Origin of the sequence: Aeromonas sp. FL131, assembly GCF_049860615.1 — a bacterium.
Lineage (GTDB): Bacteria > Pseudomonadota > Gammaproteobacteria > Enterobacterales > Aeromonadaceae > Aeromonas > Aeromonas hydrophila.
In genome coordinates this window covers 929,255-945,200 of record NZ_CP187595.1, presented here as the reverse complement: position 1 = coordinate 945,200, position 15,946 = coordinate 929,255, and the positions used below count along the sequence as shown (strand labels likewise).

At 52.1% G+C, this 15,946-nt stretch carries 19 protein-coding genes and 1 pseudogene; 15 read left to right on the top strand and 5 right to left on the bottom strand.

The window, feature by feature from the left end; genetic code table 11:
• Positions 1-35: 35 nt before the first annotated feature.
• The gene (locus ACPW75_RS04585; RefSeq protein ID WP_010673972.1) at positions 36-1,274 is read left to right on the top strand and encodes an integrase domain-containing protein; all 1,239 of its coding nucleotides are present in this window, start codon (positions 36-38) and stop codon (positions 1,272-1,274) included.
• Positions 1,275-1,336: 62 nt separating this feature from the next.
• Here the strand turns inward: ACPW75_RS04585 and ACPW75_RS04580 are convergent, their stop codons facing one another.
• Both ACPW75_RS04580 and ACPW75_RS04575 read right to left on the bottom strand, forming a co-directional pair.
• Complete coding sequence (locus ACPW75_RS04580; RefSeq protein WP_077097891.1) at positions 1,337-1,738, bottom strand: H-NS family nucleoid-associated regulatory protein; 402 nt, start codon at positions 1,736-1,738, stop codon at positions 1,337-1,339.
• 98 nt (positions 1,739-1,836) lie between these two features.
• Complete coding sequence (locus tag ACPW75_RS04575; protein WP_143239028.1) at positions 1,837-2,925, bottom strand: hypothetical protein; 1,089 nt, start codon at positions 2,923-2,925, stop codon at positions 1,837-1,839.
• 468 nt (positions 2,926-3,393) lie between these two features.
• Here ACPW75_RS04575 and ACPW75_RS04570 point away from each other — a divergent pair, with 468 nt between their 5' ends.
• The 7 genes and pseudogenes from ACPW75_RS04570 to ACPW75_RS04540 all read left to right on the top strand — a co-directional run bounded on the left by ACPW75_RS04570 (position 3,394) and on the right by ACPW75_RS04540 (position 9,904).
• Positions 3,394-3,612: a helix-turn-helix transcriptional regulator gene (locus tag ACPW75_RS04570; protein WP_077097895.1), complete on the top strand. Its 219-nt coding sequence runs from the start codon at positions 3,394-3,396 to the stop codon at positions 3,610-3,612.
• A 386-nt stretch (positions 3,613-3,998) separates the two neighbouring features.
• Complete coding sequence (locus ACPW75_RS04565; protein WP_234578897.1) at positions 3,999-4,994, top strand: YagK/YfjJ domain-containing protein; 996 nt, start codon at positions 3,999-4,001, stop codon at positions 4,992-4,994.
• A 126-nt stretch (positions 4,995-5,120) separates the two neighbouring features.
• The gene (gene tnpA, locus ACPW75_RS04560; protein WP_042060619.1) at positions 5,121-5,522 is read left to right on the top strand and encodes an IS66-like element accessory protein TnpA; all 402 of its coding nucleotides are present in this window, start codon (positions 5,121-5,123) and stop codon (positions 5,520-5,522) included.
• Positions 5,519-5,866, top strand: a complete 348-nt coding sequence (tnpB, locus tag ACPW75_RS04555) for an IS66 family insertion sequence element accessory protein TnpB (protein WP_042060615.1) — start codon at positions 5,519-5,521, stop codon at positions 5,864-5,866. Before tnpA ends, tnpB begins: the two co-directional genes overlap by 4 nt.
• 30 nt (positions 5,867-5,896) lie before the next feature.
• Positions 5,897-7,448 (top strand): annotated as a pseudogene (gene tnpC / locus ACPW75_RS04550) (IS66 family transposase).
• Positions 7,449-7,550: 102 nt separating this feature from the next.
• Positions 7,551-8,456, top strand: a complete 906-nt coding sequence (locus ACPW75_RS04545; RefSeq protein ID WP_179101519.1) for a hypothetical protein — start codon at positions 7,551-7,553, stop codon at positions 8,454-8,456.
• On the top strand, positions 8,456-9,904 hold the full coding sequence (locus tag ACPW75_RS04540; RefSeq protein ID WP_077097897.1) for a hypothetical protein: 1,449 nt from the start codon (positions 8,456-8,458) through the stop codon (positions 9,902-9,904). Before ACPW75_RS04545 ends, ACPW75_RS04540 begins: the two co-directional genes overlap by 1 nt.
• A 32-nt stretch (positions 9,905-9,936) precedes the next feature.
• On the opposite strand, the gene ACPW75_RS04535 is transcribed toward ACPW75_RS04540, so the two are convergent.
• Complete coding sequence (locus ACPW75_RS04535; protein ID WP_077097899.1) at positions 9,937-10,527, bottom strand: hypothetical protein; 591 nt, start codon at positions 10,525-10,527, stop codon at positions 9,937-9,939.
• 14 nt (positions 10,528-10,541) lie between these two features.
• Positions 10,542-11,222 (bottom strand): hypothetical protein, encoded by a 681-nt coding sequence (locus tag ACPW75_RS04530; protein WP_077097901.1) that lies wholly within the window; start codon positions 11,220-11,222, stop codon positions 10,542-10,544.
• A gap of 173 nt (positions 11,223-11,395) precedes the next feature.
• Here ACPW75_RS04530 and ACPW75_RS04525 point away from each other — a divergent pair, with 173 nt between their 5' ends.
• Positions 11,396-12,349 carry a DUF932 domain-containing protein gene (locus ACPW75_RS04525; protein WP_077097903.1) on the top strand — a complete coding sequence of 318 codons (954 nt, stop codon included), beginning with the start codon at positions 11,396-11,398 and terminating at the stop codon, positions 12,347-12,349.
• 69 nt (positions 12,350-12,418) lie between these two features.
• Here the strand turns inward: ACPW75_RS04525 and ACPW75_RS04520 are convergent, their stop codons facing one another.
• Entirely contained in the window at positions 12,419-12,766 is a 348-nt protein-coding gene (locus ACPW75_RS04520; RefSeq protein WP_077097905.1) for a helix-turn-helix domain-containing protein, read from the bottom strand.
• A 268-nt stretch (positions 12,767-13,034) separates the two neighbouring features.
• Here ACPW75_RS04520 and ACPW75_RS04515 point away from each other — a divergent pair, with 268 nt between their 5' ends.
• The 6 genes from ACPW75_RS04515 to ACPW75_RS04490 all read left to right on the top strand — a co-directional run bounded on the left by ACPW75_RS04515 (position 13,035) and on the right by ACPW75_RS04490 (position 15,759).
• Positions 13,035-13,406 (top strand): hypothetical protein, encoded by a 372-nt coding sequence (locus ACPW75_RS04515; protein ID WP_077097907.1) that lies wholly within the window; start codon positions 13,035-13,037, stop codon positions 13,404-13,406.
• 20 nt (positions 13,407-13,426) lie between these two features.
• Positions 13,427-14,092 (top strand): hypothetical protein, encoded by a 666-nt coding sequence (locus ACPW75_RS04510; RefSeq protein WP_234577337.1) that lies wholly within the window; start codon positions 13,427-13,429, stop codon positions 14,090-14,092.
• A gap of 84 nt (positions 14,093-14,176) precedes the next feature.
• Positions 14,177-14,737, top strand: coding sequence for a lecithin retinol acyltransferase family protein (locus ACPW75_RS04505; RefSeq protein ID WP_029303605.1), 561 nt, complete (start codon positions 14,177-14,179; stop codon positions 14,735-14,737).
• 37 nt (positions 14,738-14,774) lie between these two features.
• Positions 14,775-15,200, top strand: coding sequence for a DUF2787 domain-containing protein (locus tag ACPW75_RS04500; RefSeq protein ID WP_234577339.1), 426 nt, complete (start codon positions 14,775-14,777; stop codon positions 15,198-15,200).
• A gap of 9 nt (positions 15,201-15,209) precedes the next feature.
• A complete protein-coding gene (locus ACPW75_RS04495) occupies positions 15,210-15,638 on the top strand; it encodes a hypothetical protein (RefSeq protein ID WP_234577341.1) in 429 nt (142 codons plus the stop codon).
• A complete protein-coding gene (locus ACPW75_RS04490) occupies positions 15,613-15,759 on the top strand; it encodes a hypothetical protein (RefSeq protein ID WP_225159555.1) in 147 nt (48 codons plus the stop codon). Before ACPW75_RS04495 ends, ACPW75_RS04490 begins: the two co-directional genes overlap by 26 nt.
• Positions 15,760-15,946: the final 187 nt, after the last annotated feature.

Here is a 15,946-nt window from a genome sequence, read left to right as displayed (position 1 = left end):
CATATCGTTTTGTATGCCTTCCGGAGCGTATGCCTATGCCTCGTATCACCCGTCCCTTATCCCCAACCGAGATCAAAGCAGCCAAGCCCAAAGAGAAGGAATACACCCTCTGCGACGGGGCTGGTCTGGAGCTCGTCATCAAGCCCAATGGCTCCAAGTTGTGGCGCCTGCGTTACTACCGCCCCCTAACTAAACAGAGAAACATGATCAGCTTTGGCTCCTGGCCGGAGATGTCGTTGGCTGAAGCGAGAGAGAAACGCTCCGAAGCCAAAACGTTGCTGCAACAAAACATCGATCCCCAACACCATCGTGATGAGCAGGCATCCGCTGCGTTATCACAGAGCGAGCACACCTTTGAAGCCGTCGCCAAGCGCTGGTTTGATGTTAAGCGCCCTTCCGTCACCCCGGCATATGCCGAGGATCTCTGGCGTTCTCTCGAAATGTACCTGTTCCCCGAGATAGGCACAGTGCCCGTTATGGAAATAAAGGCACAGCGAGCCATCAAGATCATCGAGCCCATCGCTGCTGCTGGAAAACTCGAAACCGTGCGTCGCCTCACGCAACGGGTGAACGAGATCATGACCTTTGCTGTTAACTCTGGTCTGATCGACGCCAACCCTTGCTCGGGGATCAGCAAGGTGTTTCAGCGGCCAGCCAAACAGCACATGCCCAGCATTAACCCCAACCAGTTACCAGAACTGATGAACAGGCTATCGAAGGCCAGCATCAATTTGCAGACCCGCTGCCTCATCGAATGGAGCCTGCATACCTTGGCTCGCCCCAGCGAGGCGGCCGGAGCAAGGTGGGCAGAGATCGATATGGAAAAGAAACTCTGGCGGATCCCACCAGAGAGAATGAAGAAGCGCAGAGGTCATGACGTGCCCTTGACGCCGCAGACACTTGCCTACCTGGACCTCATGCGACCGATCAGCGGCCATCGTGAATTTATCTTCCCTGGTATCCGTAATCCTAAAACGCACACCAACGAGCAAACAGCCAATGCGGCCTTGAAAAGAATGGGATATGAAGGGACCTTGGTCGCTCACGGCCTGCGAGCCTTGGGCAGCACCACCCTGAACGAGAGAGGATTTGATCGAGACGTTATAGAAGCTGCCTTGGCGCACTCTGACAAAGATGAAGTCCGTAGCGCATACAACCGCACGGATTATCTGGAACGTCGCCGAGAAATGATGGTCTGGTGGTCAGAATATATCGATGCAGCATCCAGAGTCGGTTCAGCACTGACGTGGTTGCCATCGTCAAATGTCAGCTGAGCTAAGTTTCAATAACTCAACAACGCAATAGAAAAAGGACTGGTTAGCCAGTCCTTTTGACATCAAATCAGGAATTCTTCCAACTGCCTGCCTTGCTCCAGCATGGCGGCCAACGCTTTAGGAGTGCGTCCCTGACCGGTCCAGGTTTTCTCTACGCCATTTTCAACATAACGGTATTTCGGGGGCCGAGGTGCTCGTTTCGCTTTAGCCGCAGTCGCTGCTGCTGGGGCACAGCCTACCAACTCAGTCGGGTCAATACCAGCCTGAGCCAACATCGCTTGGAACTCAGCCAGCTTTTGCTGACGTTCTGCATTGGCTGCTTGCTCTTTCTCTGCGTGCTCCAGACGCTCCAGATAAATCGATTCAATCTTCTCGTGGGCTTCTTGGAGTTGTTCCAGAGACAACTCACGCATTGCTGCACGTAGACTACGGATGTTCAACAGCACTTTCAGAAATTCACTCATTATAACCACCTATTTAAAAATATCTAAAACGAGGATGTAATATCATCTTTAGCATTATTTATCAAATTCTGTATGGGCAATGGGGAGAGGTACTTTGGTTAGTTAGCGTAATGCTGCTGATACGCCTTATCGATCATCTCTTCTACCACTTGATAGATTTTACGGTTTGAATCCCTTGCGATCTGTTTAAGCATGTCTTTATGCTCATCAGATAACGGAATACTCATAGACTTACGATTGTTTGAATTTATTCTATGTTTCTGCACTGCACCACTTCTGCTCAAAGACGCCATTAACAGCGTCTGGTCTTTGACGGAGAGCATATCGTAGAGCGTGATCAATGCATTTTTCTCTTTTTCTTCATTTTTAGAGTTTGATAAATCAACCCATGCCGGGGTATCGAAATTCAAAAACTTCTTTAACGTATAGGTCCACGCCCAGTCAACCATATTATCATTTTTATTTAACCAATCAGCCATTTTTGATTTGTTTTTAATTTTATTCCATGCATATACAAGTGCCTCCATTTGGTCTTCTTTTCTTTCTCTAGATACATCCCACAAATCAAAGAACCGAATAATACACTCTTTTTTTGCATGACTACCGTCTACTAACGTAGGTAGCCCTAGACTCTCATAGAGATTTGATTTTAAGCTTAAGAGGTTAACCGTAGGTATTCGCCTCCTATCCTTTTCATCAAACTCTTCATGCTCATTGGGAATGGTAAGCGATTGTTTATATTCTAATATTCCACGGCGTTCATCAGACATTCTTAAGTATGTCCAGATAAAGTCACACTGTCGTTGATTATCGGATGATATCCACTCAAAGGCGTCTGACGTTAAATTGCAGTAGTCAAAAATATCATTCATCAAGTGTTTTATTTTAAAAGGGTCTTCGAAGCTAAGGTCTCTTGCCTTTATATCCATACTTCTTAGCTTGTCAAGCAAGATATCCCTTTCTATTCGGTCGCCAAGAACATCTAATATGAATTCATCGAGTTTTTTAGCGGCAATATCAATCGCAGGCATCGATACATCTCTGTTTCGCCGCCCTCGCCACCCAGCCTCATCAGCGAAAAGATCATAAAGAAACATAATTTCTCTTTCTTCTTTTTTCGTATTCCACGTCACTTCAGCCATCTCAACCTCACCACCATCGATACCTACCACGCCCTCGGTAGTCACAAGCAAATACACCTCTAACGAGTCCCATTCATGCTTGCGTCGGTAGCAAAAGGCTCTGTACCAAACCAAGCGAAATGGATATTACTATGTAGATTTTAGGATGTAAATAGTCGATTTTTGCTGGCTTTTGAGTTGAAAGTCGGGCTGTTTTTGGTTGACCTTTGGTTGATTGTGTGCATACGGAAGTGGGTGAATTATGTCCCCGACCCCTCCCATAGGGGTCCCTCTCACCTCCTCTCTGGGATCTGGATGGCGGGGCAATCCGCCGCCACCTCACTACCTTCACCAGATGATCCATCCCAGAGCAGAACGCCTAAGGAGATATAAAGCCGCAGCTCTTTGGGCGTTGTATATAGCTATATCTGCAAGTCTCTCGTTGATTATACCTCGAGCCTGAGTAGAGCTGTTTTTTTTCACTGGCCCGCTCTTCTGATGAAACAACCCACTACATCATCAGGAGTACACACCATGAACAACACCATCAAAGTCCTGCGAATTAAAGACCTCATCGCCAAAATTGGAATCGCCAGATCCACGATCTACGACTGGATGAATCCCAAGTCTCCTCGCTATGACGAGACATTCCCCAAATCGTTCAAGATAGGCCAGTCATCTATAGGCTGGTTTGAACATGACGTAGACAGCTGGCTTATTCTTCGAAGCCAGTCCGGAGTTATTAATTTTTAGTCGCCATCAGGCTCCTTAACTTCCCGTTACCGTTAGAGCTGTTTTATAGCTGATGGCACGATCAAATGCGCTATCTCTTCTTATATTTGATTTTCATTATTGGTGCGGGTGTCGAGGATTAGCGAGTTTGGGTTTATATATTATTTAATGTCACATCTATTCATTATCACTACCTCAGCATTCCCATACCCACTACGTACACCACGCATTACCACCCAACACCATGGATACCTCAGTATCCTCATGCTACTCCCGCATACCACTACACCACGTAACGTGGTGGTCATGCAGCCTGTATAGCAAATGCCATCCTACTAATTACATCCCCTCTATACGCGTGTGCCAATCACACAGCGTAGGAATAACCCTGCCTAAACGAGGCCATCATGTTTAATACCGTAAGACTCTTAAATATTCTGCCGCTGGCACGTAAACTCCAGCATACGACTTTCCCAGTCGTCATCGTGGCATATACCCCTATCCGCGAGTTGCATATAGATTGCCTAGACCAGTCATTATCGGCTTGTCTCTTTAGCGCATTGGAGACCGTGCGTGATTATTTCTACTGTCACACCGAGATATCCTCAGCCCACCCTACCATCGAGCTATTCCTGACACATATGCGAGTAGTGCCCAGATTACACCTCGCCAGGATGCCCTCCCTCGATAGCCAGACGGCCCATAAACTGGCCGATGCTATCAATAACGCTCTGGGAGCCTTCCTAAGCGCGTCCAATAGTCAGTCGCACCGTAAGCGTCTCAATAACCTTCAGCGTGTTGAGAAACGCAATCAGCGCAGCATAGCGACCTATATCAACAGTCTATTCGCTCAACATGCCAAACTATTATTCATTCGTTTGGATATCGGGTATCGTGAGGTCCACTACCATCGATTAACTGCGGATAATATCACCCATGACTTGCGTCATTACCTGAGCGTAATACCGCGACGATTCAAACATCTGGTGGGGTATATCTGGAAGATAGAATACGGCATCGACCGGCGTTTCCATTTCCACCTCACGTTCATCTTCAACGGAGCTGAGCATCAGCAAGATATCTCATTGGGTAAAACGCTGGGTGAGCAGTGGGAGGCCGTCACCGATGGGCAGGGGAACTATTACAACTGCAATAGCCGTCGAGTCCAGTACCTGGAGTGGGGGACCGATGGGATAGGGATGGTGCATTACGCTGATACCGACAAGCAGGCGTTACTACTGAGTGCTCTTGGTTATCTGACTAAACCCGATGAACAAATATTGGCAACACTCCCAGCAGGCCGTCGCACCTTTGGCCGCATGGAGAGACCGACAGCCCGTTCTCGCGGGGGGAGGTCACGGAGCATGAGCTATGGAACTGGGGCTATTCAGTTAGCCAACTGATACAGCCTTCAAGGAATCTTGGATTCAGATTGCACTGAGAATGGTAAGCGTCCGGCCACTACCGTCTGGTGAATGGAGGCAGTTGTGGACAAAGTAGTTCCCACTAAAAAGTAGTGGGAACCAAAGATGGTGTACACCAATAGTCGTACCAATGGCAGCCGTAAAGGCAGAGCCAATTACTCACGAGAATTCAAACAGCGACTTGTCGAGGCCGCCAACCAACCCGGCGTCTCCGTCTCAAAACTCGCACAGGAGCACGGGATCAATGCAAACCTCTTGTTCAAATGGCGACGTGATGCCAAAGCCGAAGCCCCTGCGTTATATCCCATCGAACTGGTGTTGCCCCCTTCATCCACGGAGATCTTCTTGCCTCCGACCCCGCAGCCCGAAATGCTCACGCCAGAGACGGCCTCTGAACCGACACCATCCGGCACCATCGAGATACGACTGGGGCGTGCAATGGTCGTCATCGATGGCACCGTCGATACCAATGTATTACGAATGATCCTGGAGACCCTGCGCGTATGATCAATCTTCCTACTGGCACCCGGATCTGGATCGTGGCCGGTATCACAGACATGAGAAACGGCTTCAATGGGTTAGCCTCGAAAGTGCAAATGACGTTGAAGGATGATCCCTTGTCAGGGCATGTCTTTATCTTCAGGGGCCGTAACGGGAGTCAAGTTAAGCTCCTCTGGTCTACCGGCGATGGTCTGTGTCTGCTGACCAAAAGGCTGGAGCAGGGTCGGTTTGCCTGGCCATCGGCTCGAAACGGCAAAGTCTTTTTGACGCCTGCACAACTGGCCATGCTACTGGAGGGAATAGACTGGCGCCATCCAAAGCGCCTGGCTAACTCATTGACCATGTTGTAAAAAGTGATCCCTCATGTAAGATGCATGGGTATGGAAAAATTACTAGCCGACGAAATCCTGCGACTGAAACGACTCCTGGCTGAACAGGAGTCACTCAATCGTGTTTTGCATGCAAGGTTGGAAGAGCGGGAGCGCGAAATTGAGCGCCTGCTTGCGCAACTCGACAAGCTGCGGCGTATGTATTTTGGCAGCCAGTCCGAGAAACTCGCTCGTCGTATCGCTCAGACCGAAGCGCAACTGCAAATACTCCAGCAGGAGAGTGATACCTTCACCGGTCGGGTCGATGATCCAGCGGTACCGCGGCCACTTCGCCAGACTCGCATTCGCAAACCCTTCCCTCAAGCGCTTCCCCGCGATGAGCATCGCCTGTGTCCAACAGAGGCTGTCTGCCCGGAATGTGGTGGAGCGCTGGCATACCTTGGAGAAGATACTGCTGAGCAGTTAGAGCTGATACGCAGTGCCTTCCGGGTCATCCGCACGGTTCGGGAGAAACACACCTGCGGGCAATGCGATTTCATCATACAAGCGCCAGCCCCATCACGTCCTATCGAGCGGGGTATCGCCGGGCCAGGCTTACTGGCTCGGGTACTCACCTCCAAGTATGCAGAGCACACCCCGCTGTATCGCCAGTCGGAAATCTATGCCCGTCAGGGCGTGGAGCTGAGCCGCTCTGTGCTCTCTGGCTGGGTAGATGCGTGTTGCCGATTACTGTCACCGCTGGAGGAAGCGCTGCGGCAGTATGTGCTGACCGATGGCAAACTACACGCAGACGATACCCCGGTGCCGGTACTGCTCCCTGGCAATAAAAAGACAAAAACAGGACGTCTGTGGACGTATGTACGCGATGATCGCAACGCAGGCTCCGCACTGCCGCCAGCCGTCTGGTTCGCTTACTCGCCTGATAGAAAGGGAGTCCATCCGCAAAGCCATCTTGCCGATTTCAGCGGCGTCCTACAGGCAGACGCATATGCAGGATTTAATGAGCTATATCGTGAAGACCGAGCTGCCGGCACGATAAAGGAGGCCGCTTGCTGGGCTCATGCCAGGCGAAAGATCCATGATGTGCATATCCGAACGCCATCGGATAACACAGACGAAGCCCTCAAACGAATTGGTCAGCTTTACAGCCTTGAAGCAGAACTGCGCGGCATGTCAGCAGAACACCGGCTGGCAGAACGAGAACGGCGGGCAAAGCCCTTACTGTAAAGAGCTGGAGATCTGGTTACGGGATAGGATGCAGTCGCTCTCGCGTCACTCCGAGTTGGCTAAGGCCTTCGCCTATGCCTTGAATCAGTGGTCAGCACTGACGTACTACACCGAAAACGGCTGGATAGAAGTGGACAACAACATAGCGGAGAATGCGCTACGGCTGGTGAGCTTGGGGCGAAAGAACTTCCTGTTTTTTGGCTCTGACCATGGTGGTGAACGGGGAGCCTTGTTGTACAGCTTGCTCGGCACCTGCCGGTTGAACGGGGTAGATCCGGAGCATTACCTGCGGCATGTGCTGAATGTGATCGCAGACTGGCCGGTGAACCGGGTCAGCGAACTGCTGCCCTGGCGTGTTGCTCTACCCGCTGAATAACCTGTCTCCCCTGTCAATACGGCCTTCGCTGGACGCTTACTGAGAATGGTGGGAATGTGATGTTTCGCACCCTATTACCGAATGAGATTCAATAATCTGGATATGATCACCGACTGGGTAAGTTGGATGGCTTTAACAATGGTTAATAACAATGGAGATTACATGTTCCTAAACGCTGAGCGGAAAAAAGCACTGCAAGATCTTGAAACTGCTGAAAAGCGCTGCAAAGCCTACGTTGTGCTGGCCCAGCGAGAGATCACTTCTCTCTATGAGTGGCGTGCCAAATGCAGTAAAGAGTTGATGACTCGAGTAGAGAGTTATATCAACAGAATGAAGAATACTCCCATCGAATTCGATAAATCATTCGCAGAGTTTAAAGCTGAAATTGTTGAGTTTGATGATGTCGTCGAAAAGCTTGAGATGGAATATAACAAATCACATGTTGGTAAGGGTACTGCCGCTGTTGGGATTGCAGCAGGTGCTGGCTTCGCAGCATTTGCACCCACAGCTGCTTTGGCAGTGGCAACTACATTTGGTACAGCATCTACAGGAACTGCTATCGCAACGCTAAGCGGTGCGGCGGCAACTAACGCGGCTCTGGCTTGGTTGGGAGGTGGCGCCCTTGCAGCAGGTGGTGGTGGTATGTCTGCTGGCGGAGCACTGCTGGCACTTGCTGGGCCACTGGGGTGGGGGATAGGTGCGGCTGGCATTGCTGGCGGCGCGTTACTCGCTCGTAACAAAAACAGCAAGATTATCGAAGATACTCGAAGCGAAGAGCGTAAACTACTTGCACAATGTAGTGAGCTCAATGTTGTCCAGACCACAGTTAAAAAAATGGTTTCGCTTACCTCAGAGCATTATCACGGTACGGAAAGCATTATCGACGTGCTAAGCAAGACTGCCCCTCACGACTACAAAGACTTTGCTCCTGGCCAAAAACAACAATTGGCCTCCCTGATCAATCACATCAACTCGCTGTCTCAGCTAATCAATAAAAAGGTTAAGTAATGGTAGTGAAGCATGCTGAACCAGTGAAGGATCAAATCATCGGTATTGCTGTTGATCAACTCAATCAGATGAACGAACAAGCCATGAATGTCCAACTTAGCGCACAGGACATTGCTTTTGAAGTGGCTAATGATCAGATGCAGAAGGTACGTGATTTCATTGCCAATCCCAGTGGCATTCTTGGTTCGATGTCCACTAAGCATGGTGAAATTGCCGAGCAGGTCGAGGTGGGGGTGCGCAATGCTCGCCAAGCTATTGAGGAACGACTGCAAGACGAGTCATTGCTTAAGGCTACGTTCGAGGGGGTTGGTCGCACAGCCCCTGTGGACTACATGGCTGATAACATTGCTGTACAGTCGAAATTCATAAACGGCGCCAAAGACAACCTCGAACATATCCTCAGGCATCTCGACAAGTACCCAGAATTTGGCCGCACGGATGAGATTTACCACATACCCAAAGACCACTGGAAAACTATTCGTGATGTTCTGGATGGCAAGTCAGTTGATGACTTGAATGAAAAATCTATCAGGGCAATCCAAGAAAAAGTCGTGGCCATGGAGCAGGCTACTGGACGCTCGTTTGATGATCTAGTCCGCCCTGGAGTATCCGATTACCATGACGTGCAACTAGGGCGGATTGATGACACGCTGGATAAGTATGATCAGGAACTTGCGGATCAAAATCAGCAAAAGAAAACCGAGATTATTGATGACCACCGGCCATCACTCCAAGGCGCGGCGAATGCTGCAATGATAGGAGCCGCAGTAGCTGGCGTGGTGACTTTGGGTACAGGGATCTACAAGAAATACCGTGAAGGAAGGAATATTTTCAAGGGGGAGCTCACAAAGAACGATTGGCAAGAGCTTGGTATGGGTACGGCCAATGGTGCTCTAATCGGAGGAGTGTCTGCGGGAGCAATCTACACGCTGACAAACTTTGCCGGAATGGGAGCTCCTTTTGCCAGCGCTCTGGTCACAGCGGCCAAAGGTGTTGGAAGTCTAACCCTGTCGCTACAAAGGGGGGAAATTGATATCGAGCAGTTCACCGATCTGGGTATGATTGTGTGTGCAGAAGCAGCTGTTGTAGGCGCAATGACAGTAGCTGGCCAAGCAGTCATCCCGATCCCAGTGCTCGGCGCTCTTATCGGTTCAATCTCAGGAAAGATGCTGGTCACTGTTGCCAAAAGTATGAGCGACAAAATGATCGCTGAAATAAATCACAAAAAAGAAGCCTTTATTAGCCGGTTAAACGAGATTGAGCAACAGGCTTTGGCACGCATTATGGCTGAGTTTGACGCACTGGGTGATTTGACAAAGGCCGCATTCAATATACAGACCAACCAACAACTCCTACTGGCTAGCGTCGAACTGGCCAGAGCGTATGGAGTTAATGAAGCACTCATCATTGCAAGTGAGGACGAGCTCGATAGCTTCATGAGTGCCTGACTAATGGGCCACCAAGAAGAGTGGCCCCCTTATTACCGCGAGACGAGCGCCAATTGGTTGGAGATCCAATCATGGAGTTGGCCCGGCGCCGTGATCGCTGTTTCTAACGCAACGCGTTTACTGCAACACTCGACCTCTGGGTATTCCTGAGCTTGGTCGGTCCAAGCGTCATGGTTAGCCCAGGGGTGATTACCCTCGATCGCATCCCAGCTGTACAACGCATCCTTAGTAAAACGGTACAAATGTACTTCCAGCGAAGAACTGCCAGTGTGAGGGTCGTAATCCGTTGCTTCTGGCGTAGCCTCGATGAATGCATCATCAATATTCAAGCGAAAATAGAGCGCGATATCTCCTTTCTGAGCATTTTCAGACCCACGACCACGTTGATAGCAGTAATAAGACCGAAAGAGCGGCAAGAAACTCCAGGGAGCACGAGCTGAAGGCTTGGATGTCGCCCTGCCTACGCCATCCCCCTCCGCGCTCCCCCAGTAACGAAAATTGGCGTCAGCAGCTTCACCGGCCAACTTTTCCAGTTGTGGCAGGATCCGTTCATAGAAGCCTTCTATCAGGCGGTGAGCATGCCTGACTTGGGTGACCAGGGACTGTGCTTGGGTTATGTCCATCCGTTATCTCCGTATTAGCGCCAATATTGAAGTTGTTTGAGACCCGCAGCGGGGTCAATAGACTTGGACATATCCACCATAGGCTGCCAGTCCGGGATCATTGGCGCCATGCCGTACAACTCGAATGCATTCTGCCAATCGCGCAGGATCGCTTTATCTTGGCGTGTCGAAAAGTGCGAACTCTGCCGAAGCCAGTGACGGAGAGACTCCCATTCGCAGGCAGCCATGGACTCAAACCTTTCAGGTAACGCGGATTGTTCAAGCACCGTTGGCACCACATTGCCTAACGCGATGAAGTAGACCTTCTTGTACTCGGCATACGCCTGCTCACGCTGCACTGCATCAATCTGATCCAGCCACTGTTTACGAGACTGTCTACCGCCAAACGGAGGCTTCACTTCGATGACAAACAGCTCTCGTTCGAAATGCAGAACGACATCAGGCTCAACTTTATTTTTACTGGGGTTCTCTAAATACGGCCATAATTCCAGCTCGTCAAAATTGGACAGCTCAACTGACCGCCCAACCATAAACGCCAATAACGCAGAAAGAGCCTTACTAGAGAGATAGGGAACGCGGCCAAAAAATGTGGCGGTAAGCAGATCTTCACTACGCTGGAATACATCGTGCCAGCGTAACGACTCGCCTTCCAACCCAATACGGCCCGCTTTGCTGCTGAGGATTGCCTGTAGCACCACGCCTCCAAGATTAAAAAAAACAGAAGCGCATATCGTACTACCAGTTGATGCTCACTATTGCCGAATGGGTCACAGCTTGGCTCGGAATGAAAAGGATTTCAGCTATATATCATCGTCATGACACTCAACCGGGGCTGCTTAAACAGCCCCTTTTTCATTGGAGATATTCTATGGCTCACCTTATCGACACCATGGCTTACACTGGCCAAACACCCTGGCATGGCCTCGGCAACCTATTGCCCGCACAGCAGTCACTCGATACCTGGCTACATGCCGCTGGGATGAACTGGACCATCGAGCAGAGCGACGTGATGTTTAATGTCGCCTCCGATGCCCTGCATATTCGCCCCTACAGCGACAGCAAGGTGCTCTACCGCTCCGATACGCTCGAGCCGCTCTCGGTGGTCTCTCAGCGCTATAACGTGGTACAGCCCCATGAGGTGCTGCACTTCTATCAAGATCTGGTGGAAGCCGGTGGCTTTGAATTGGAAACGGCAGGGTCGCTTAAAGGCGGTCGCAAGCTGTGGGCGCTCGCCCGTACAGGTCAGGACCTGACACTCAAGGGCGGGGATGTGGTGAAGTCCTATCTGCTGCTCGCCACCAGTTGTGACGGCTCGCTGTGCACCACCGCCCAGTTCACCTCCCTGCGGGTGGTCTGCAACAACACCCTGCAGATAGCACTGCGTGACAGCACGGGGAGTATCAAGGTGCCACACTCCACCCAGTTCGATGCGGCGGCGGTGAAAGCATCGCTAGGGCTCGGCCTCTCCCATTGGGATACGTTCGCTGCGCAGACCCAGGCACTGGCGCAACGCCCGGTCGCCCCTGAAGAGGCACTACGCTTCTTTAGCGACCTGCTGGCCCAGCCGCTGGATGCGGATAACCACATTGTTCTCACTCGTCCCGTACAACGCCTGTACGAGCTCTATCAGGGCGCGGCCTTGGGCTCGGAACTCACCAGCGCTCGCCATACTGCCTGGGGGTTGGTCAATGCAGTGACTGAGCATGTGGATCACCATCGTCGTGCCCGCAGTCAGGATCACCGGCTCGACTCCGCCTGGTTCGGTCAGGGGGCCCAGCTCAAAACCCAAGCGTTGCACCAAGCACTGACGCTGTTGCAGTAATGCAGATACTCCTGCCCGAGCACACCACACTTGTAAAGGCCCTGACTCTAGGGACAGGCGGTATAGCCGTCATGTCGGCGCTAATCTCACAACTAGGCGCTCGATCATGGCCAGCACTAATTCCCGGTCAGCGCTATCCAGCCTAGCTAACTGCTGGCTTAGCAGGATGCCTTGTTCGGTTGGGCGGTTGCTGGTCTCGCGTAGGAAGTCTGCCAGCTCACAGTCGAATAGCTGGGCGAGCTCTGTCAGCCGCACCACCGTCGGTACCACTTTCCCCCGCTCCATTCGAGAGACGGCTTCCATGCCAATCCCCAGATATTCTGCTACTTGCTCTTGAGTCAGCCCCACCTGCTGGCGTTGGCGCCCAATGGCTTTACCTACGCTTTTGGCCAATTCGTCAAAGTTGATGCTTGTCATAAGTCCTCCAGTCAACCTGTATCGTTGACCATGGACCCATTGACATTAAGGACCCTTTGGGATGGGGATCACCCTGTTAGATCTAATTTACTGAAATACTGACCCCAATATCGAAAGGAGTTCGACACAACCTAACCCCAACCCATTTTCTCGGCGGTGTTTGACTACCAGCCAACACCGTCATTGACCTAATCCGTTTGCCCCATTTACCCGACAGGCTCGCTTCGTCGGTCAGGTATCCCTTTGCCATGTTTACCCAGGAGGCATCATGAATCGCACACTGCTTTATCCCTTACTGCTGGCCTGCGGCCTATCAATGAGTGCCTGCAATGCAGAGTCCACCGATAGCCCCGAATTCGACCTTGATGTGTACTACACCGCTATTGGGCGAGCGCAGCTTCGAGCCACCTCGCTTAACGACAACCCGATCCGCATCAGCAAGATCATCGTCAATGACGGCCAGAGCCAATGCCAAGTGCTGGTGAAAAATCTCGGTAGCGGGGAATTCGCAAATGTCTACTACTTACCACGCAGGCTTAATTACATGGAAAGTGCCGTATTCACAATGACAGACCCTTGTCGATTAAAGGACGTCACGTTCATCACCGACCAAGGCAACGCGTCCTACACCTTCGATTAACCCCCATCAAGAGATATCACATGCTCCTCAATCTCAGCAGAACAATCATTTTGGCCAGCACACTTTGTTGCCCCTATTCCTTTGCAGCCCCGTCCCCGTCAGCACCCACTGTGGTGTCGAGCAAACAAAGTCAAATCGAAGGCACGTTGCAATATGCCAGCCTAAAGTACTGGGTAGAGACCGTCTCGGGACAGCAGGTGGAATTGCTTGCTAAAGAAGCAGACGAACCGCACCTGATGAATTTGGTAGCCCAGCACATCACGCTAACCGGCACGCTGAAAACATACTCAAATGGGAGTGTCTATTTCGAGCCAACACTCTCGGCTCCAGCCTCAGCAGACATTGCCATCAACCCACAGGACGATGGCACTATCGTGGTAGCTCATGGCGAACAGGTTCTGTTGAGTACTGACATGTACCATTCCATTACCATCAAACATGAGCAACCACTGGCTCAGGGAAAAGCCGTGTTACTCGAACTCAACACCGGGGGAGTCGCCTGCCCAGTACTCTATCAGCTGGCCGTCATCCGTTCGGATGCACTTCCCCTGCTCACTCCCACCTTCGGCACCTGTAGCGACCTTGGCAAGCTGAAGCATGACACCAACGGCTTCACGTTGGCCCTGCCAGGCAACCCTGCCGAAACCTGGGCCTGGGATTCCCGTACCCTGACGTTGCACAAATAGCGTCGTCACTTTTCCACACTGATAACAGGGCACCCACAAGGTGCCCTGTTTCGTTTTTATGCCTGACCACAAGGAGTTAACTTCATGTCTCGATTCACCCCAGGCGATCATCTGGTGACCGCTCGCCTCGGTTATACCCACCACGGCCTCTATGTCGGGGGCGACCTCGTTATCCACTACCAGGGGCCTAATCTCGGCCTACCCGGTGAAATCGTGATGACCTCTCTGGATGCGTTTTCCGATGGTAAGCCGGTCTGGTGCAAATTTTGCCCTGTCAGGCGGTATGACCGAACAGCGAGCCTCAAACGTGCCCGTACACGGCTGGGCGAGCATCGATACGATGTGTTGTTCAGTAACTGTGAACACTTCGTGATGTGGTGCATCCACGGTATCCACCACTCGACACAGGTTAGTCAGGTAGCAACGGCGGTGGCGAAAGCGGCCCTTCGTACTCCACAGACTACTATCATTCCCCCAGCTATGACTGTGTTGAGCCGCGAGCGCACAACGTCTGATTACATAACGCTCGCCACCTCTGCTATCACCCTGACCACCCTCGCGACATCGCCAAGCTGGGTCCCCCTGGCAACCGGCGCATTAGCCGTTCACGCAGTCAGCCGCCTCTGGTCCTGGCTCACCGACTGAGCCACTGCCTACCCTCGCACAACAAGGAGCACAACCTATGACTATTCCCTTCTACCGGGACGGCTTTGCCCTGCCCGTCACCCCCGCCCTGCTGGCTCTGCTCAGTCAGGAAGCCGAACGAACCGATCTCGATCTGGGGCGCTGCACCCAGCTGACCTTCAACTTCCGTAACCCCGGTTACAGCGCCGAGCAAGGCGGCGTACATCCGGTCGAGATCCGCCTGATCCGTGGGCTAGATGGCTGGCTGTTCGATTACGTCACCGACTTCAGCTACCAGGGGCCCGGCCATGATGCCGAGCTCTGCAAGGAGATCGACTTCAACTTCCTCGATGGGGAACACACCATGTTGGGCTGGGGACCGCTGCGGCTGGCCGAAGCGCGGGAATTGTTCGATATCTGGCAAAGCAACTTCATTGCCTACTGCCGGTTGGAATGCTTCAGCGTCACAGTCGCAGGAGATTAGGAGGTCACGATGACCCAAGAATTAGCTCTATCCCACTACTCACGCCAGTGGCTGGGACGAGTCGCCACCAGCGCCAAGCTAACCCCCACTCGCAGTGGTCAGCGTTGGCTGCTGCACCTGACACCGGATAGCCCACCAGCCCGCACAGTCACCTTGCAAGTGCGTTGGTCTGGCGTGCAGTGGCAACTGCTCTCCCTCACCAATGCCGAGGACTGGCACACCATGAGCCAGCCGATAGATGAAATTTGCGTGGACCCCACTCGTCACTGTTTTTGGCGCAGCCAGGCAGGACCGGTTTCTCTCACCGAGCAACCCCGTGTGTTGGCAAGTTTCCTGGCTGACCTGCAGCGTACCTGCACTAATCACGGTTATCGCGTGGAGAGTGACCCCTTACCGCAAGAGGAGACACACGATGTCCAAACAACCGATAGCCGTTGAGCTGGAAGCCATCAATCGAGAGGGGGAAACTCAGGTGGTGCGTGACAGTGGCCTGACCGTGCAGGACTACAGCGTCTACCTGCGGGCTGTGGAGGGCAGTGGGTTGGCGCTGGCCACCTAGGTAGCTGACTACGACACCATAGGACCGGCCTACCAACTGGCGGAACGGCTGAGCGTTGCGCTCGCTATCCTACTCAACGTACTGGTCCCCGGACCGCTGATGCCGGTGAAGCGCGCCCCTACAGCCGGAACAGGAGCAGAAGCCGCCACCAAGGCCAACTGAACACCCCTCACAGTGAACCAACAAC